We start from the raw sequence: 19,682 nt of genomic DNA, 5'->3' as shown, positions 1-19,682 counted from the left end.
GGAACGTATTGCTACAAGGAGCTGGCTGGTTATTGTTGCTGGCCCCGTTTTTCTTCTTCACCTATGGATCTCTTAATCAGTTCACCGCGTTCCAGGACCTTAACAGCCATGATATCCCCAGTCAGGTGTTCGGTTGGGAAACGGCGATCCCTTTTCTTCCCTGGACTATTGTTCCTTACTGGAGTCTGGATCTTTTATATGGACTTTCGCTGTTCGTTTGTAGCTCGACATTCGAACAGCGCCGACTGGTCCACCGGCTTATTCTGGCAACGGTAATAGCCTGCTGCGGTTTTTTGCTCTATCCGCTGAAGTTTAGTTTTATCCGCCCTGAAGTGAGTGGGGTGACAGGATGGCTATTTTCGCAACTTGAACTGTTCGATCTGCCTTATAACCAGTCTCCTTCGCTGCATATTATTCTCTGCTGGCTACTTTGGCGTCACTTTCGTCAGCGTCTGGCTGAGAGGTGGCGTAAAGTCTGTGGCGGATGGTTTTTACTCATCGCTATTTCTACTCTGACGACCTGGCAGCATCATTTTATTGATGTCATCACAGGGCTGGCGGTAGGTATGTTGATTGACTGGATGGTGCCCGTCGACCGTCGTTGGAATTATCAGAAACCTGATCAACGTCGAATCAAAATAGCACTGCCATATGTCGTAGGTGCGTGCTCGTGCATTGTGTTGATGGAGCTAATGATAATGCTTCAGTTATGGTGGTCAGTCTGGTTATGTTGGCCAGTATTATCGCTACTCATTATTGGCCGTGGGTACGGTGGGCTTGGCGCGATAACAACAGGGAAAGATAGTCAGGGGAAACTCCCACCCGCCGTTTACTGGCTGACATTGCCCTGGCGCATCGGGATGTGGCTGTCTATGCGTTGGTTTTGTCGTCGCCTGGAGCCGGTGAGCAAAATGACTGCTGGTGTTTATTTAGGGGCGTTTCCACGACATATTCCGGCACAGAATGCGGTTCTGGACGTCACCTTTGAATTCCCTCGAAGACGAGCGACAAAAGATCGACTCTATTTCTGTGTACCGATGCTGGATCTGGTGATTCCGGAAGAGGGGGAGCTCCGACAGGCCGTGGCGATGCTGGAAACATTACGCGAAGAGCAAGGCAGCGTTCTGGTCCATTGCGCGTTGGGATTATCGCGCAGTGCGCTGGTAGTGGCGGCATGGTTATTATGTTACGGACACTGTAAAACCGTTGATGAAGCGATTAGTTATATTCGAGCCAGACGCTCGCATATTGTGCTTAAGGAAGAGCACAAAGCGATGCTGAAATTATGGGAAAATAGGTAAGTGGATTGAGATGTGGACTGAATATCTACAGTCCACATCAAGACCGTGTCCGGTTATGCAGCAACAATACTGTCGATGGCTGCTTTCGCGTCAGACTGCGCTTTCGCTGCCATTTCCGGACCGTATGCGATCCCTTCGGCGAAGACAAATTTCACATCGGTAATGCCGATAAAGCCGAGGAACGTGGACAGATACGGCGTCACCAGGTCCGTTGGTCCATCTTTGTGGATCCCACCGCGGCTGGTAATAACGATGGCTTTTTTACCCGTTACCAGACCTTCCGGACCGTTCTCGGTATAGCGGAAAGTAACGCCTGCGCGTGCAACCAGGTCAAAATAGTTTTTCAACTGAGTTGAGATGTTGAAGTTATACATCGGTGCCGCAATAACGATAACGTCGTGGGCTTTCAGCTCGGCAATCAGCTCATCGGAAAGCGCCAGAGCTTCCTGCTGACGCGGAGTCAGCGGCGCATCGCTCGGGCGCAGAGCGCCAACCAGTTCGCCATCCAGTACCGGAATCGGATTTGCAGCCAAGTCACGCACGGTGATTTCATCAGCGGAGTGCTTTTCGCGCCATTGTTCAACAAAATAATCGGACAACTGATTAGACTGAGAGTACCCTGCCAGGATGCTGGATTTAAGAACTAATACCTTGCTCATGGTGTTTCCTTATAGATATTTGAATGGGCGATGCCCCGTTGCTTGTTGACACTTTATTCACAATCCTGCCACAGAGATAGCGCAATAAATCGAAGCCTATGTTCGAATTTATTGAACAACGCATAGAAAGCCGCGATGTGGTACTCTATATCTATCATTTCAAAGAAAATTAATCAGGCAGACTACTGCCCACTAACGTTATGACAGAACAACAAAAATTGACCTTTACTGCTTTACAGCAGCGGCTGGATTCGCTGATGCTGCGCGACAGACTGCGTTTTTCTCGCCGTCTGCACGGCGTGAAGAAGGTTAAAAATCCTGATGCACAACAGGCCATTTTCCAGGAGATGGCGAAAGAGATTGACCAGGCGGCAGGGAAAGTCCTGCTGCGTGAAGCGGCACGACCGGAAATCACTTATCCGGACAATTTGCCAGTTAGTCAGAAAAAGCAGGACATACTCGAAGCGATTCGTGATCACCAGGTGGTGATCGTCGCCGGGGAAACGGGTTCTGGTAAAACGACCCAGCTACCGAAAATCTGTATGGAACTGGGGCGCGGGATTAAAGGGCTGATCGGTCATACCCAGCCGCGTCGCCTGGCGGCACGAACGGTGGCGAACCGTATTGCGGAAGAGCTGAAAACGGAGCCGGGCGGTTGCATCGGTTACAAAGTGCGTTTCAGCGATCACGTTAGTGATAACACGATGGTCAAGCTGATGACCGACGGTATCCTGCTGGCGGAGATCCAGCAAGACCGCCTGCTAATGCAGTACGACACCATCATTATTGACGAAGCACACGAACGCAGCCTGAATATCGATTTTCTGCTCGGCTATTTGAAAGAGTTGCTGCCGCGGCGTCCTGACCTAAAAATCATTATCACTTCCGCGACTATCGACCCGGAACGCTTTTCGCGCCACTTTAATAATGCGCCGATTATCGAAGTCTCCGGTCGGACCTATCCGGTGGAAGTGCGCTATCGCCCGATTGTTGAAGAAGCCGATGACACCGAGCGCGATCAGTTGCAGGCGATTTTTGACGCCGTAGACGAACTGAGCCAGGAAAGCCCTGGCGACATTCTGATCTTTATGAGCGGTGAGCGGGAAATTCGTGATACCGCCGATGCGCTGAACAAGCTGAACTTACGCCATACCGAAATCTTGCCGCTTTATGCGCGGCTTTCGAACAGCGAACAGAACCGCGTGTTCCAGTCGCACAGCGGACGGCGCATTGTACTGGCGACCAACGTCGCGGAAACCTCGCTGACCGTACCGGGGATTAAATACGTTATCGACCCAGGTACGGCGCGTATCAGCCGCTACAGCTATCGCACCAAAGTGCAGCGTTTGCCGATTGAACCCATTTCGCAGGCGTCTGCCAATCAGCGTAAAGGCCGTTGTGGTCGTGTGTCCGAAGGGATCTGTATTCGTCTCTATTCCGAAGACGATTTCCTCTCGCGCCCGGAGTTTACCGATCCAGAGATTCTGCGTACCAACCTGGCCTCGGTTATTTTGCAGATGACCGCGCTGGGGTTGGGCGATATCGCCGCGTTCCCGTTTGTCGAAGCACCGGATAAACGCAATATCCAGGATGGCGTGCGTCTGCTCGAAGAGCTGGGCGCGATCACCACTGATGAACAGGCCAGCGCCTATAAACTGACGCCGCTCGGTCGCCAGCTCTCGCAGTTGCCTGTCGACCCACGTCTGGCGCGTATGGTGCTGGAAGCGCAAAAACATGGCTGCGTGCGTGAGGCGATGATTATCACGTCTGCGCTCTCCATTCAGGATCCGCGCGAACGTCCGATGGACAAACAGCAGGCATCGGACGAAAAACATCGTCGCTTCCACGACAAAGAATCCGACTTCCTGGCGTTTGTAAATCTGTGGAATTATCTTGGCGAGCAGCAAAAGGCACTTTCTTCAAACGCCTTCCGTCGCCTGTGTCGTACCGATTATCTCAACTATCTGCGCGTGCGCGAATGGCAGGATATCTACACCCAGCTGCGCCAGGTAGTGAAAGAACTTGGCATTCCGGTTAACAGCGAACCGGCGGAGTATCGCGAAATTCACATCGCCTTACTGACCGGTTTGCTTTCCCATATCGGCATGAAAGATGCCGATAAACAAGAATATACCGGCGCACGTAACGCGCGTTTCTCCATCTTTCCCGGTTCTGGTTTATTCAAAAAACCGCCGAAATGGGTAATGGTGGCGGAACTGGTAGAAACCAGCCGCCTGTGGGGGCGCATTGCTGCGCGTATCGACCCGGAATGGGTGGAGCCAGTTGCTCAGCATTTGATTAAACGCACCTACAGCGAACCGCACTGGGAACGGGCGCAGGGCGCGGTGATGGCAACGGAAAAAGTCACCGTTTACGGTTTGCCGATTGTTGCCGCGCGCAAGGTCAACTACAGCCAGATTGATCCGGCGTTATGTCGTGAACTCTTTATTCGCCATGCGCTGGTGGAAGGTGACTGGCAGACGCGTCACGCATTCTTCCGTGAAAACCTGAAACTACGGGCGGAAGTAGAAGAGCTGGAACACAAAACCCGTCGCCGCGATATTCTGGTTGATGACGAAACCTTGTTTGAGTTCTACGACCAGCGCATCAGCCATGATGTGATCTCTGCACGCCACTTCGACAGCTGGTGGAAAAAAGTCAGCCGCGAAACGCCTGATTTGCTCAACTTTGAAAAGAGCATGTTGATCAAAGAAGGTGCGGAAAAAATCAAGCAAGCTGGAATTACCCGAACCTCTGGCATCAGGGCAATCTCAAGCTGCGTTTAAGCTATCAGTTTGAGCCCGGCGCGGATGCTGACGGTGTGACCGTACATATTCCGCTGCCGTTACTTAACCAGGTTGAGGAAAGCGGGTTTGAGTGGCAGATCCCCGGTCTGCGCCGCGAACTGGTGATTGCTCTGATTAAATCGTTGCCGAAACCAGTACGCCGTAATTTTGTGCCAGCGCCAAACTACGCCGAAGCGTTTTTAGGCCGCGTCACACCGCTGGAGTTACCGTTGCTCGACAGCCTTGAGCGCGAGTTACGGCGGATGACCGGCGTTACCGTTGACCGCGAAGACTGGCACTGGGATCAGGTGCCTGATCACCTGAAAATCACCTTCCGCGTGGTGGATGACAAAAACAAGAAGCTAAAAGAAGGGCGCTCATTACAAGATCTGAAAGATGCGCTGAAAGGCAAAGTGCAGGAAACGCTGTCTGCGGTGGCGGATGACGGTATCGAGCAGAGCGGCTTACATATCTGGAGTTTTGGTCAACTGCCGGAAAGCTACGAACAGAAGCGTGGCAACTACAAAGTGAAGGCGTGGCCGGCGCTGGTGGATGAGCGCGACAGTGTGGCGATCAAACTGTTTGATAACCCGCTGGAGCAAAAGCAGGCAATGTGGAACGGTCTTCGCCGTTTACTGCTGCTGAATATTCCATCGCCGATCAAGTATTTGCATGAGAAGTTACCAAACAAAGCCAAGCTGGGGCTGTACTTTAACCCGTATGGCAAAGTGCTGGAGCTGATTGACGACTGTATCTCATGCGGTGTGGATCAACTGATCGACGCCAATGGTGGCCCGGTCTGGACGGAAGAAGGCTTTGCTGCACTGCATGAAAAAGTGCGCGCCGAACTGAATGACACGGTGGTGGATATTGCTAAGCAGGTCGAGCAAATCCTCACTGCGGTGTTCAATATCAACAAACGCCTGAAAGGGCGGGTGGATATGACGATGGCGCTGGGACTGTCGGATATCAAAGCGCAGATGGGCGGGCTGGTGTATCGCGGTTTTGTCACAGGTAACGGCTTCAAACGGCTGGGTGACACGCTGCGATATTTGCAGGCGATTGAAAAACGACTGGAAAAACTGGCGATTGATCCACATCGCGACCGTGCGCAGATGCTGAAAGTCGAAAACGTCCAGCAGGCGTGGCAGCAATGGATCAACAAACTGCCGCCTGCACGTCGTGAGGATGAAGACGTGAAAGAGATCCGCTGGATGATAGAAGAGCTGCGCGTCAGCTATTTTGCCCAACAACTCGGTACACCTTATCCGATTTCAGATAAGCGTATTTTGCAGGCGATGGAGCAGATTAGCGGTTAACGCTGCTATTTGCCTGATAAATCTAAAACCCGGTAAGCATTTAGCGCCGGGTTTTTTATTAATTCTAAAAACGGTAAGGGCAAAAAATTGGGGAATTCAGAAAAATACAATTCTCTGCTGCAAGATGAATAATGTTTATCTACAGCTATTCCGTAAAAGATATGTCAGGCTTGCGGAGAGGTGGTTAAGGAAATACGGCTTCCTCCTTTCAGAGTGCTCCGCTTCTCTTTATTATCTCACGCAGTATTCTTAAGGGAACGATCAGGAGGGACCATGAATATTAACCCGTTTCCGACGCTTTCAGCGTCAACCATTGATGCTATAAACGTTATCGGTCGATGGCTGGCGCAGGATGATTTCTCCGGTGAAGCTCCGTATCAGGCCGATTGCGTGATACTTGCAGGCAATGCTGTCATTCCCACTATCGATGCCGCTTGTAAGATTGCAAGAGATCAGCAAATTCCTTTACTGATTAGTGGTGGTATCGGTCACTCGACAACTTTTTTTGTATAGCGCTGTTGCACAGCATCCGCACTACAACACTATCCGTACCACTGGCAGGGCAGAAGCGACCATCCTGGCGGATATCGCTCATCAGTTCTGGCACATTCCGCAGGAAAAAATCTGGATTGAAGACCAGTCAACTAACTGTGGAGAAAATGCCCGTTTCAGTATCGCATTATTGAATCAGTTAGCAGAGCGAGTCCATACCACGATTGTCGTCCAGGATCCCACTATGCAACGCCGAACCATGGCGACGTTCCGTCGTATTACAGGAGATAATCCTGATGCACCTCGCTGGCTAAGTTATCCGGGATTCGTACCACAGTTGGGAAATAATGCAGGCAGCGTGACGTTTGCTAATCCGCTGACAGGACTATGGCCAGTTGAGCGATATTTGTCCCTACTTACTGGCGAGCTGCCACGCTTGCGCGATGACAGCGATGGCTATGGACCGCGCGGACGCGATTTTATCGTTCACGTCGATTTTCCGTCAGAAGTTACGCAGGCATGGCAGTTATTACAGCATGACGCAGTGCTTATTGAGGCAATGGAGAGTCGTTCACTGCGCTAATAATTGCCCGTTTGTGAACAAATGATTGCAAACGGGTAATAATATGATCTTTTTCTTCCTCTCTTTATTCCCGTCGTATCTCTTTTTATGAAGCCTTTCACAAAATTGCACATCCACGATGCCTTCTCTGCTGTGATTGATGCTAATTAACATGTGAATTACAAAATATAAACATATCAATCGCAGGAGTAGCCCATGTCTGTACCCGTTCAACATCCTATGTATATCGATGGACAGTTTGTCACCTGGCGCGGCGACGCATGGATTGATGTGGTTAACCCCGCAACAGAGGCAGTGATTTCCCGCATTCCTGATGGTCAGGCTGAAGATGCTCGCAAAGCAATCGATGCAGCAGAGCGTGCACAGCCAGAATGGGAAGCATTACCCGCGATTGAACGAGCGAACTGGTTACGGAAAATCTCTGAGGGGATCCGCGAACGGGCCAGTGAAATTAGTTCATTGATCGTCGAGGAAGGCGGCAAAATTCAACAGCTGGCCGAAGTTGAAGTCGCTTTTACTGCTGACTATATCGATTACATGGCGGAATGGGCTCGTCGCTACGAGGGCGAGATTATTCAAAGTGATCGTCCTGGGGAAAACATCCTGCTGTTTAAACGCGCTTTAGGCGTAACGACCGGTATCCTACCGTGGAACTTCCCGTTTTTCCTGATCGCTCGCAAAATGGCGCCAGCTCTTCTCACAGGCAATACCATCGTCATCAAACCGAGCGAATTTACGCCAAACAATGCGATCGCATTTGCTAAAATCGTCGACGAAATTGGCTTACCACGCGGCGTGTTTAACCTTGTGTTAGGACGCGGTGAAACGGTTGGTCAGGAATTGGCGGGTAATCCAAAAGTCGCTATGGTCAGCATGACAGGCAGCGTCGCTGCCGGAGAAAAAATCATGGCGACCGCGGCGAAAAATATCACCAAAGTGTGTCTGGAGCTGGGGGGCAAAGCCCCTGCTATCGTGATGGATGACGCCGATCTTGAATTGGCCGTCAAAGCCATTGTTGATTCACGCGTGATAAATACCGGGCAGGTGTGCAACTGTGCGGAACGTGTCTATGTGCAGAAAGGTATTTACGATCGCTTTGTTAATCGACTGGGCGAGGCAATGCAGGCGGTTCAATTTGGTAACCCCGCCGAACGTAACGACATTGCGATGGGGCCGCTGATTAACGCTGCGGCTCTGGAAAGGGTGGAACAAAAGGTAGCGCGGGCAGTAGAAGAGGGCGCGAGAATCGCGTTGGGTGGTAAGGCTGTAGAAGGGAAAGGTTATTATTATCCGCCAACGTTGCTTTTGGATGTCCGACAGGAAATGTCCATTATGCACGAAGAAACCTTTGGGCCAGTGCTGCCGGTAGTCGCTTTTGACACGCTGGAACAGGCTATCTCCATGGCCAACGACAGCGATTATGGCCTGACGTCATCGATATATACCGAGAATCTTAACGTGGCGATGAAAGCCATCAAAGGACTCAAGTTTGGCGAAACCTACATCAACCGAGAAAACTTCGAAGCTATGCAAGGTTTCCATGCTGGATGGCGTAAGTCGGGTATTGGCGGCGCAGATGGCAAACATGGTTTGCATGAGTATCTGCAGACTCAGGTGGTCTATTTGCAGTCGTAAGATATGAAAGAGGCGGAGGTTTTTCCTCCGCCAGCGCGGGTCAGAGTTTGGCGAATTTTTCCAGAGTACGAATGAGTTGAGTGACAAAACCATACTCGTTATCGTACCAGGCGACGGTCTTCACCAGTTGTAAATCGCCCACTGCGGTGATTTCCGTTTGGGTCGCATCAAACACCGAACCAAAATGGCTGCCAATGATATCGGAAGAGACAATTTCTTCGTCGGTATAACCAAATGACTCGTTATTGGTCGTTGCTTTTTTTAGTGCGTTATTCACCTCTTCAGCAGTCACTTTTTTCCCCAGGATAGACACCAGCTCGGTCACTGAACCGGTTTTCACTGGCACGCGTTGCGCATGACCTTTAAGTTTGCCGCTAAGTTCCGGGATCACCAGACCAATGGCTTTTGCCGCACCGGTAGTGTGGGGGATGATATTTTCCGCCGCCGCCCGCGATGCACGTAAATCTTTACCACGCGGACCATCCACCAGAGACTGGGTGCCGGTATAGGCATGGATCGTTGTCATTGTGCCAACGTCTATCCCAAAACTGTCATGCAATGCTTTGGCCATAGGCGCAAGACAGTTAGTGGTGCATGACGCCACGGAAATAATGGTGTCGTTGCCATCCAGAGTGCCATCATTGACGTTATAAACGATGGTTTTCATTTCTCCTGCCGGAGCGGAAATCAACACCTTCTTCGCGCCAGCGTCCAGATGCGCCTGGGATTTTTCTGCGGAAGTATAAAAACCGGTACATTCAATGACAATTTCAGCACCTTTTACTTTCCAGGGGATATTTTTCGCGTCTTTTTCGGCGTAAACCGCAATACTTTTTCCATCAACAATAAGTGAATCCTCTGTGAAATCGACGCTCCAGGGGAAAGGACCGTAGTTTGAATCGTGCTTTAGTAGGTAGGCGAGAATTTTCGGAGATGTAAGATCATTAATGGCGACAACGTCAATGTTACTTTTAATCTCAAGTAGCCGACGTAATACCAGCCGGCCGATACGACCAAAACCGTTAATGCCAACTTTGCTCATGGTTTTCTCCAGTCAAGAACTTGTGGGTAGAAATTAGTCCTTTCCAGGCTTAGACCAGGATGACAGGATGGGCAATCTACATTTTTGCCATGAAACGTAACGTACTGAAAACGGGTGAACAATATTTAATGAAATTTTAAGAAAAGCTCGTTATGTTAACGGCAAATTGTGTTAAAGCAGGAAATGTTATGGGAATTAGATATTCAAGGTTACAAATTGGCATTCACTGGCTGGTCTTTTTGCTGGTTATTGCAGCCTATTGTGCAATGGAGTTTCGTGGTTTTTTCCCGCGTAGCGATCGTCCGGTGATCAACATGATCCACGTTTCATGTGGCATCTCAATTCTCGTGCTGATGGTGCTTCGTCTGTTACTCAGATTGAAATACCCAACGCCGCCCATTGTACCGAAACCCAGGCCCATGATGACGGGACTCGCTCATTTGGGACATTTGGTGATCTATCTCCTGTTTATTGTATTGCCAGTGATTGGTTTGGTGATGATGTATAACCGGGGTAATCCGTGGTTTGCGTTTGGTCTGACGATGTCTTACGCGTCAGAGGCCAATTTTGACCTGGTGGATAGATTAAAGTGGTGGCATGAAACGTTGGCCAATCTGGGATATTTCGTTATCGGGCTTCATGCGGCTGCAGCTCTGGCGCACCACTATTTCTGGAAAGACAACACGCTTTTGCGCATGATGCCGCGTAAGCGCTCCTGAGGGTATTAGAAGAAAGCGCCTGTACTAAACCAGACCCGTGGTACAGGCGAAGAATACGGGCCTACATCGGAAGCGCCTATTATATTTATTTGTATGACAAATAAAACCATAATCCGAGTTTATATGTTCAACGGGTTGATATTTAATCAACATATCTACTGTTAAGATTGAAATTCAATTTCCCCAATCCTTGATCTCCCTAAGTGAAATAAAGACTGCACAGCGTATAACTTTTATACCGAACATAAGATTCGGCAAGTCATGAAGGTTGTATGAAAAAGTTGCTCTTTATTTTACTGATGGGATTACTGATGTCTTTTTATGTTGATGCCGGGCGCAAACCCTGTTCTGGTGCGAAAGGGGGGAGCCCTCACTGTACAGCTGGCGGCAAATTTGTCTGTAATGATGGTTCTATCAGCGCATCGAAAAAAACATGCACTAATTAAATGGGGCGCCATGAGAAAATGAACTCGTCAACCAGATACGCGGGGAATGCTCCCCGCGCAGGCCCTTACCTGGACTGACAGGCCATGAGAGCCGCCACCTCCTTATTACCGTCCCGGAATCGCAGTTCGTAGAGCGTTTGTCGGGTCAGGAGGGTGAATGCCAGAATCGTGATACAGATAATGAGCAGACACACCACCAGGGGGTTGCGCTTCATAGCCTTTCTCCTTGCCGGATGGCAGGTAAGAGGCTAACATCTGAATTGCTAGGTTCATTCGTCGGCCTCGGTTGATAGAAATATCGATCGGGGCCTTCGTCTTTCTGATTCCCGGTAAGCCTGAAACCAGAAAGTCTCAGGCGCCCGCAAACATTCTATGCAATTACCCTTACCAGCGAAATAATCACTTCACGAAATTGCGTGGCATTTTCCAGAATTTTTCGTAATACGCCTTACAAGGTATAACTACTCGTAAGTCTCTTCATTCCGATGGTAATAATCTCTCATCGCAAAAATTGTTGTAAAAATGTGATATGAACAGGTTTTTGCCAGTAAGCAATTACCATCGATTGCCGATGACTCTCTATCGGGAGTAAACCAGGAAGAGAGACAACGGTCATGAATACAACATCCTCACACCGCTTAGGCTTTTTACATCACATCAGGCTGGTTCCATTATTTGCCTGCATTCTTGGCGGCATCCTGTTTCTGTTTGCATTGAGTTCATCCCTGGCGGGGTATTTTCTCTGGCAGGCAGACCGCGATCAGCGCGATGTCAGCGGCGAGATCCAGATACGCACGGGTTTAGCAAACAGCTCAGATTTATTGCGTTCAGCCCGGATCAATATGATTCAGGCCGGGGCAGCGAGTCGTATCGCTGAAATGGAAGAGATGAAGCGAAATATTGCGCAAGCGGAATTGCAAATAAAGCAATCGCAACAAGGCTATAACGTTTACCGTACTCGTCTGGTGAAAACGCCCGCTGACGATGCGCTGGACGGAGAATTAAATCAGCGTTTCCAGGCTTATATTTCCGGCCTGCAACCCATGTTGAAATATGCCAAAAATGGCATGTTTGAAGCCATTATCAATCATGAAAGTGAACAGATCAGAACGCTTGATAATGCCTATAACCAGCAGTTAAGCAAAGCCATTGAGATACGTAGCGCTAGAGCAAACCAGCTAGCGGAACAGGCGCATCAGCGTACTCGTCTGGGAGGGATGTTTATGATTGGCGCATTTATACTTGCGTTGGTTATGACGCTGATAACCTTTATGGTGTTACATCGGATTGTCATTCGTCCTTTGCAACACGCCGCCCAACGGATTGAAAAAATAGCCAGTGGCGATCTGACTTTGGTTGACGAATCCACTGGCCGCAGTGAAATTGGCCGCTTAAGTCGCCATCTACAGCAAATGCAGCATTCGCTGGCACTGACGGTGGGAACGGTGCGTCAGGGGGCAGAAGAGATCTATCGTGGCACCAGTGAGATTTCTGCCGGTAATGCTGACCTTTCCTCACGCACCGAAGAACAAGCGGCGGCAATTGAACAAACCGCCGCCAGCATGGAGCAACTCACCGCGACAGTGAAGCAAAATTCTGATAACGCACATCATGCCAGCAAACTGGCGCAAGAGGCCTCAAGTAAAGCCGGAGATGGCGGACAAACAGTTTCAGGTGTAGTGCGGACAATGGGTAATATCTCCAGTAGCTCGAAGAAAATTTCTGAAATCACGGCTGTTATCAATAGTATTGCCTTCCAGACCAATATCCTGGCGCTCAATGCCGCCGTTGAGGCCGCACGAGCCGGTGAACAAGGACGCGGATTTGCCGTTGTCGCCAGCGAAGTGCGTACACTTGCAAGCCGCAGCGCCCAGGCTGCGAAAGAGATTGAAGGCTTGATCAGTGAGTCCGTCAGGTTAATTGGCCAGGGGACCGATGAAGTGGCAACGGCAGGGAAAACCATGAGCGCTATTGTTGATGCCGTGGCGAGCGTCACACATATCATGCAAGAAATAGCTGCCGCTTCAGATGAACAAAGCAGAGGTATCACACAAGTTAGCCAGGCGATTTCTGAAATGGATAAAGTGACGCAACAGAACGCTTCTTTGGTGGAAGAGGCTTCAGCTGCGGCGGTATCTCTTGAAGAACAGGCGGCGCGGTTAACGGAAGCCGTGGATGTGTTCCGTCTGAAGAAACAACCAGTTCAGGCGGCTCAACAAGGAACAGGGAATTCAGTGAGTTTGGCAACGGTGTGATAAAAAAGGGATCGTAAGATCCCTTACTTTTCAGAACGGCATTGATTTTCGAATGGCGTTAATCATCAACTGACAACCGGAAGAGAGTGTTGCATCTACGCGGGTCAGTATTCCAATAGGTTCGCCTGCGCCATGCCCCGGAACAGGCAGGGCCACCAGTGTGGCATGACGCAGGTCGTCTTTCACAGCGCCAGAAGGAACAAACCACACATAGTCGTATTCAACCGTAAGCTGACGTGAAAGTGATGCAGACAACGTTTCAATACAGCCTGAAGGAATTTTACATCCCTGGCTTTTTACTAATGCCTCTGAATGCTGCCGTGGCGCGGTGCCTTCTGGTGATACGACAACAGGCCATTCCAGTACCCGACTTAACGTTACGTTCTCCTGAAGCAGGGGGTGATTAGGCCTAACAACTAACTTAAGTGATTCGAGAAACAGCAGCTCGTAATTAAGTCCGGTCATCAGTTCAGGATCTGACATCCGACCAACACCAATATCGATTTCCCCTGTTTTTAATCCCGCCAGGATCATCGTGTTACTCATGGTGGCAACTTGCAGTGTGGTTTCTTTTTGTTGCTGATGAAACTGACCTATAACCGAAGGTAATATCCCTAGTGCCGCGGTAGGTAGCGCGCCCACTCTGACGACATCATTGTTAAGACCTTCTTTACGATTAAGTGATTGTCCTGCGGTGTTGATGGCGTCAAGAACTCTGACTGCGTGAGTTAAAAATTGCTCGCCAGGTAAGGTGAGCTGTGCGCCTTGACGTCCTCGGTCGAACAGGCGAGCCCCCGTCAATTGTTCCAGCTCATTCAATGTCTTAGAGAGTGCCGGTTGACTCAGGTTAAGGGTTTCAGCCGCGCGCCCCAAAGTTCCTTGTTGTGCGACAGCTACGAATGTATGAAGGTGGCGCAAACGGATGCGCTGACTAAACAGACTATTTTTTTCCATAAGCGATGTTAAAAACGAAGCGGTGCCGCTGACAAGTGATGTTGTTTGATTATGATAACTTGATTGCAAAATATTATTAACATTTAAAGTGATTATGTTACATCGAAATCGATAATATTGATGATTTCGTGGCGAGATCACAGTTTGTAAATTCTTCCCACCAGAGTGAATGCGGTTACCTACACTCGAGATAATTGACCACTGGGGGTAGACATTATGGCGAACAGCATCACAGCGGATGAGATTCGGGAACAGTTTTCGCAGGCAATGTCAGCCATGTATCAACAAGAAGTTCCACAGTATGGTACGTTGCTGGAACTGGTCGCTGACGTGAATATGGCTGTGCTGGAAAATAATCCCCAACTGCATGAAAAAATGGTGAATGCGGATGAACTGGCGAGGCTTAACGTTGAACGTCATGGGGCGATACGTGTAGGAACCGCGCAGGAACTTGCCACATTAAGGCGGATATTCGCCATTATGGGAATGTATCCGGTGAGTTATTACGATCTCTCGCAGGCTGGCGTGCCGGTACATTCTACGGCATTTCGGCCCATCGATGATGCCTCGCTTGCGCGTAATCCTTTCCGCGTTTTTACCTCATTGCTCCGCCTTGAGCTTATCGAAAACAAAATATTGCGCCAAAAGGCGGCGGAGATTTTACGCCAGCGCGATATCTTTACCCCACGTTGTCGGCAACTGTTAGATGAATATGATCGGGAGGGCGGTTTTAGCGAAGCGCAAGCGCGGGAGTTTGTGCGGGAAGCCCTGGAGACATTTCGTTGGCATCAGTCAGCAACGGTAGATGAAGAAACCTATCACGCGTTGCATAACGAGCATCGACTGATCGCTGATGTAGTCTGTTTTCCGGGCTGTCATATCAATCACCTGACGCCACGCACGCTGGACATTGATCGGGTACAGTCGATGATGCCCGAATGCGGTATCGAACCAAAAATTCTCATCGAAGGGCCGCCGCGCCGCGAGGTGCCTATTTTATTGCGTCAAACCAGCTTTAAGGCACTGGAAGAAACGGTTCTGTTTGTGGGGCAACAGCAGGGGAGGCATACCGCGCGATTTGGTGAGATAGAACAGCGCGGAGTGGCGTTAACGCCGAAAGGGCGGCGACTGTATGATGAACTTCTGCATAATGCCGGAACTGGACAGGATAATCTCACTCATCAACTGCATTTGCAGGAAACCTTTCGCGCTTTCCCGGACAGCGAATTTTTGATGCGCCAGCAAGGGCTGGCATGGTTCCGTTATCGACTGACACCATCGGGTGAAGCGCATCGTCAGGCGATACATCCTGGGGACGATCCGCAACCTTTGATCGAACGTGGCTGGGTTGTCGCACAACCTATTACCTATGAGGATTTTTTGCCGGTGAGTGCGGCAGGGATCTTCCAGTCCAATCTCGGTAACGAAACGCAGACGCGCAGTCATGGTAATGCCAGTCGTGAGGCATTCGAGCAGGCGCTGGGCTGCCAGGTTTTTGATGAATTTCAGTTATACAAGGAAGCGGAAGAACGCAGTAAACGCCGCTGTGGATTGCTTTAAAATCGGGCCATCCTGCTTTGCAAAAATTTGCCTGATTTTACAAATGAATCAGGCTCTTCCCATCGACATAAAAAAAATTGCCGATTTATGCATATTCTCTGAGTTCAACAATTGGATTATTAATAAATATTGTCTAGAGTGAGCGGTCATAAATAAGCACTTTCTTGCCGCTGAAAACGACCAGCGCGGGACCATTCACAACACCAGAAGGACTCACTTTCAGGTATGGATCGTAGACGATTTATTAAAGGTTCAATGGCTATGGCCGCCGTGTGCGGTACCAGCGGCATTGCTTCTCTTTTTTCTCAGGCGGCATTCGCGGCAGATTCTGATATTGCCGACGGGCAAACCCAGCGTTTTGACTTCTCCATTCTACAGTCAATGGCGCACGACTTAGCGCAAACAGCGTGGCGTGGTGCCCCGCGTCCGTTACCTGACACTCTGGCGACAATGACGCCGCAGGCTTATAACAGTATTCAATACGACGCCGAAAAATCGCTCTGGCATAACGTCGAGAACCGTCAACTGGACGCTCAGTTCTTCCATATGGGGATGGGATTCCGTCGCCGCGTTCGTATGTTTTCTGTTGATCCAGCAACACATCTGGCGCGTGAAATTCACTTTCGCCCGGAGTTGTTCAAATACAACGATGCGGGTGTTGATACCAAACAATTAGAAGGGCAAAGCGATCTCGGCTTTGCCGGTTTTCGCGTGTTTAAAGCCCCCGAACTGGCGCGGCGTGATGTAGTATCATTCCTCGGAGCGAGTTATTTCCGCGCCGTTGATGACACGTATCAATACGGTTTGTCGGCCCGCGGCCTGGCGATCGACACTTATACCGACAGCAAAGAAGAGTTCCCCGACTTTACCGCTTTCTGGTTTGATACCGTAAAACCAGGCGCAACCACCTTTACCGTTTATGCCTTACTCGATAGCCCCAGTATTACCGGTGCCTACAAGTTCACCATCCACTGTGAGAAGAACCAGGTGATTATGGATGTCGAGAATCACCTGTATGCGCGTAAAGACATTAAACAACTGGGCATCGCGCCGATGACCAGTATGTTTAGTTGCGGCACTAACGAACGTCGTATGTGCGATACTATTCATCCGCAAATCCATGATTCCGACCGTCTTTCCATGTGGCGGGGCAACGGTGAGTGGATCTGCCGTCCGCTAAATAATCCGCAGAAATTGCAGTTCAATGCCTACACCGACAATAACCCGAAAGGCTTTGGTTTATTGCAACTGGATCGTGATTTCTCCCATTATCAAGACATCATGGGCTGGTACAACAAACGACCAAGTTTGTGGGTAGAGCCTCGTAATAAATGGGGCAAAGGCACCATTGGTCTGATGGAAATCCCAACAACGGGTGAAACGCTGGATAACATTGTCTGCTTCTGGCAGCCAGAAAAAGCAGTAAAAGCAGGGGACGAGTTTGCATTCCAGTATCGTCTGTACTGGAGCGCACATCCCCCTGTTCAATGTCCATTGGCACGTGTTATGGCGACGCGTACCGGCATGGGAGGTTTTCCGGAAGGTTGGGCGCCGGGTGAGCATTATCCAGAAAAATGGGCGCGTCGTTTTGCCGTCGATTTTGTTGGTGGTGACCTGAAAGCGGCTGCGCCTAAGGGGATTGAACCTGTTATTACGCTCTCCAGCGGTGAAGCGAAGCAAATCGAAATTCTCTACATTGAACCGATTGATGGTTACCGTATTCAATTTGACTGGTATCCGACTTCGGACTCTACTGATCCGGTTGATATGCGGATGTATCTCCGCTGTCAGGGCGATGCCATCAGTGAAACATGGCTGTATCAGTATTTTCCACCAGCTCCGGATAAGCGCAAATACGTTGACGATCGCGTGATGAATTGATCGTCATTTTTCGGCACCTTCTGACGGAAGGTGCCGTCTGGTAAACTCGATCCCGCTCGCATTTTTCCCCAAACTATCTGAGTAATCTGATGATGTGTATTTCATGTACACTTTGTCAGCCACTAACAGGGAGTGCGTATGTTTCCAGAATACCGAGATTTAATATCCCGCCTGAAAAACGAAAATCCTCGCTTTATGTCCTTGTTCGATAAGCACAACAAACTTGATCATGAGATTGCCAGAATGGAAGGATCTGATGGTCGTGGATACAATGCGGAAGTGGTCCGCATGAAAAAACAGAAACTCCAGTTGAAAGATGAGATGCTCAAAATCCTGCAACAGGAGAGCGTCAAAGAGATGTAAAATTCCTTAAGCCGCCTGCCAGGCGGCTTTTTAAATTGCCGCGCAGATTGACCGGAGGTGACATGACCGAGACGATAAAAGTTAGTGACTCAATTGAATTACGTTCCGTTGCAGAAAATCACATCACGCCGCTTCATCACTTAATCTGTAAAAATAAAAGCTGGTTACAGAATTCGCTAAACTGGCCACAGTCTGTTAATACCGAAGATGACACGCGAAAAACGGTGCAGGGTAATATGATGTTGCATCAGCGTGGATATGCCAAAATGTTCATGATCTTTAGTGAAGATGAACTTGTTGGCGTCCTGTCTTTTAACCGTATTGAACCGCAGAACAAAGCCGCAGAAATCGGTTACTGGCTGGACGAATCTCATCAGGGGCAGGGGATCATTTCTCAGGCGCTGCAGGCATTGATTCATCATTACGCTCAGTCTGGTGAACTCAGACGCTTCGTGATCAAATGTCGGGTGGGCAATCCGCAAAGCAACCAGGTAGCTTTGCGCAATGGTTTTATCCTTGAAGGTTGCCTTAAACAGGCTGAGTTCCTGAATGATGCCTTTGATGATGTGAACTTATACGCGCGTATTATCGATTCACAATAACCCTACTAGTGGCGTTCGCGTAATGCGCTCCTCACCGTTAATGACTTTTGGACCACGGACATGAACCGTGTCGCCATCAAAGGCTGCAACGACGGCGTGGTCGGTTAACTCCACATGGTTTTCAATCATCACCGCACCTGTAATGCGGCTGTTCCCCTGTATGGTGACGTGATTGTCGAGTAAAATCGGGCCACCACGTACGATTGCATGACCACCCACCAGAACATGATGTTTTAACACACAATTGCCTTCCACCGAGGCATGTTCCGCTACCTGCGAACTGTAATGAAGCGTGGGAATGGCATCTTCTTCTGTTCCGGCGATCACACGTGCGTGTCCGTAGACTTTCGCGCAGTCACACAGCCAGACGTTGTTCTCTTCATTACCTTCAATACGTGCAAAATCAAAAACTTCGGCGCGATGCTCAATGAACGCAAATTTCACAATGGCATCACCATATATTTGCGCCTGATGAACAATGCGCGAGGCGCTGACTCTTGCGCGATCATAAATTTGCAACTGAAGATGGTGGTCGGGCGTTAAACCTTGCGCAGCGACAACCATTGAGTTCTGATCAATGCAGACATGACCAGAAATCCTGCAATTTCCGCATATTAATGAATCATGAATTGTGACGTTGTCACTTATCAGGGCGCCCTGACTGATTTTGCTATTATCGATCCAGACGTTATCCTTCGCGCAAACATCGCCCCATAGCTCGCTGCTTCCGGTGATGCGTGTATTACCGGATATCACCGTTCCGGCAAACGCGATGGCATTCTGGTCATAGATCCAACAATTTCCGTCCTGGGCCAATACGGTTTCATTATCAATCCAGCCGCCAGGCGTTCCGGCTATTACGTCATTAAAATCAGCGATGGCAATAATCTGCCGCAATAAAACACTCTTTTTATCGCTATCTTCCTGATAACTAAAAGCTCGTTGTTCTTCACTAAGACGATATTTGCGCATAGCGTTTTCCCGCAGGTGACCTACTATAACCGTAGCAAATTCTGTGACTCTGGCTATGTTTAGCAAATTTCCATAAAATGCATTTCAAATATACTTTATAAATTAAACAAAAT

14 protein-coding genes and 2 pseudogenes are annotated in these 19,682 nt (G+C 49.4%); 11 read left to right on the top strand and 5 right to left on the bottom strand.

Going from position 1 to position 19,682, the window contains the following annotated elements; all coding sequences use genetic code 11:
* The first annotated feature begins 8 nt into the window (after positions 1 to 8).
* Positions 9 to 1,301 carry a phosphatase PAP2/dual specificity phosphatase family protein gene (locus tag CRI63_RS22720; protein ID WP_240782790.1) on the top strand — a complete coding sequence of 431 codons (1,293 nt, stop codon included), beginning with the start codon at positions 9 to 11 and terminating at the stop codon, positions 1,299 to 1,301.
* Between the two features lie 53 nt (positions 1,302 to 1,354).
* On the opposite strand, the gene azoR is transcribed toward CRI63_RS22720, so the two are convergent.
* Positions 1,355 to 1,960, bottom strand: a complete 606-nt coding sequence (azoR, locus tag CRI63_RS22715) for an FMN-dependent NADH-azoreductase (RefSeq protein WP_000048948.1) — start codon at positions 1,958 to 1,960, stop codon at positions 1,355 to 1,357.
* A gap of 200 nt (positions 1,961 to 2,160) precedes the next feature.
* Between azoR and hrpA the strand changes: the two are divergent.
* The 3 genes and pseudogenes from hrpA to aldA all read left to right on the top strand — a co-directional run bounded on the left by hrpA (position 2,161) and on the right by aldA (position 8,775).
* Positions 2,161 to 6,065 (top strand): annotated as a pseudogene (hrpA, locus tag CRI63_RS22710) (ATP-dependent RNA helicase HrpA).
* A 273-nt stretch (positions 6,066 to 6,338) separates the two neighbouring features.
* Positions 6,339 to 7,140, top strand: a pseudogene (gene ydcF, locus CRI63_RS22705) (DUF218 domain-containing protein YdcF).
* A 195-nt stretch (positions 7,141 to 7,335) separates the two neighbouring features.
* Positions 7,336 to 8,775 (top strand): aldehyde dehydrogenase, encoded by a 1,440-nt coding sequence (gene aldA / locus CRI63_RS22700; protein WP_135520883.1) that lies wholly within the window; start codon positions 7,336 to 7,338, stop codon positions 8,773 to 8,775.
* A 40-nt stretch (positions 8,776 to 8,815) separates the two neighbouring features.
* Here aldA and gap read toward each other — a convergent pair whose 3' ends face one another.
* Positions 8,816 to 9,817: a type I glyceraldehyde-3-phosphate dehydrogenase gene (gap, locus tag CRI63_RS22695; RefSeq protein WP_135409947.1), complete on the bottom strand. Its 1,002-nt coding sequence runs from the start codon at positions 9,815 to 9,817 to the stop codon at positions 8,816 to 8,818.
* A 188-nt stretch (positions 9,818 to 10,005) separates the two neighbouring features.
* Between gap and cybB the strand changes: the two genes are divergently transcribed.
* Positions 10,006 to 10,536, top strand: a complete 531-nt coding sequence (gene cybB, locus CRI63_RS22690; RefSeq protein ID WP_135520881.1) for a cytochrome b561 — start codon at positions 10,006 to 10,008, stop codon at positions 10,534 to 10,536.
* Positions 10,537 to 10,808: 272 nt separating this feature from the next.
* Positions 10,809 to 10,982: a hypothetical protein gene (locus CRI63_RS22685; RefSeq protein ID WP_135520879.1), complete on the top strand. Its 174-nt coding sequence runs from the start codon at positions 10,809 to 10,811 to the stop codon at positions 10,980 to 10,982.
* A 65-nt stretch (positions 10,983 to 11,047) separates the two neighbouring features.
* Here the strand turns inward: CRI63_RS22685 and CRI63_RS22680 are convergent, their stop codons facing one another.
* Positions 11,048 to 11,197: a type I toxin-antitoxin system Hok family toxin gene (locus tag CRI63_RS22680; protein ID WP_130222704.1), complete on the bottom strand. Its 150-nt coding sequence runs from the start codon at positions 11,195 to 11,197 to the stop codon at positions 11,048 to 11,050.
* 399 nt (positions 11,198 to 11,596) lie between these two features.
* Here CRI63_RS22680 and CRI63_RS22675 point away from each other — a divergent pair, with 399 nt between their 5' ends.
* Entirely contained in the window at positions 11,597 to 13,237 is a 1,641-nt protein-coding gene (locus CRI63_RS22675) for a methyl-accepting chemotaxis protein (RefSeq protein ID WP_135520877.1), read from the top strand.
* A 30-nt stretch (positions 13,238 to 13,267) separates the two neighbouring features.
* Here CRI63_RS22675 and CRI63_RS22670 read toward each other — a convergent pair whose 3' ends face one another.
* Positions 13,268 to 14,191 carry a LysR substrate-binding domain-containing protein gene (locus CRI63_RS22670; protein WP_130210229.1) on the bottom strand — a complete coding sequence of 308 codons (924 nt, stop codon included), beginning with the start codon at positions 14,189 to 14,191 and terminating at the stop codon, positions 13,268 to 13,270.
* 216 nt (positions 14,192 to 14,407) lie between these two features.
* Here CRI63_RS22670 and CRI63_RS22665 point away from each other — a divergent pair, with 216 nt between their 5' ends.
* The 4 genes from CRI63_RS22665 to rimL all read left to right on the top strand — a co-directional run bounded on the left by CRI63_RS22665 (position 14,408) and on the right by rimL (position 18,597).
* Positions 14,408 to 15,751, top strand: coding sequence for a VOC family protein (locus tag CRI63_RS22665; RefSeq protein ID WP_135520875.1), 1,344 nt, complete (start codon positions 14,408 to 14,410; stop codon positions 15,749 to 15,751).
* Between the two features lie 225 nt (positions 15,752 to 15,976).
* The gene (gene opgD, locus CRI63_RS22660; protein ID WP_135520873.1) at positions 15,977 to 17,632 is read left to right on the top strand and encodes a glucan biosynthesis protein OpgD; all 1,656 of its coding nucleotides are present in this window, start codon (positions 15,977 to 15,979) and stop codon (positions 17,630 to 17,632) included.
* Between the two features lie 138 nt (positions 17,633 to 17,770).
* On the top strand, positions 17,771 to 17,995 hold the full coding sequence (locus CRI63_RS22655; RefSeq protein ID WP_130259051.1) for a YdcH family protein: 225 nt from the start codon (positions 17,771 to 17,773) through the stop codon (positions 17,993 to 17,995).
* A 62-nt stretch (positions 17,996 to 18,057) separates the two neighbouring features.
* A complete protein-coding gene (gene rimL / locus CRI63_RS22650; RefSeq protein ID WP_135520871.1) occupies positions 18,058 to 18,597 on the top strand; it encodes a 50S ribosomal protein L7/L12-serine acetyltransferase in 540 nt (179 codons plus the stop codon).
* Here rimL and ydcK read toward each other — a convergent pair.
* The gene (gene ydcK, locus CRI63_RS22645) at positions 18,589 to 19,569 is read right to left on the bottom strand and encodes a YdcK family protein (protein WP_135520869.1); all 981 of its coding nucleotides are present in this window, start codon (positions 19,567 to 19,569) and stop codon (positions 18,589 to 18,591) included. The two genes, rimL and ydcK, sit on opposite strands and share 9 nt — an antisense overlap.
* Positions 19,570 to 19,682 lie beyond the last annotated feature (113 nt).

The sequence above is a fragment of the Escherichia sp. E2661 genome (assembly GCF_004745185.1).
Classification (GTDB): domain Bacteria; phylum Pseudomonadota; class Gammaproteobacteria; order Enterobacterales; family Enterobacteriaceae; genus Escherichia.
The sequence above is the reverse complement of the archived record's forward strand: the minus strand, read 5'-3'. Positions and strand labels throughout refer to the sequence as shown.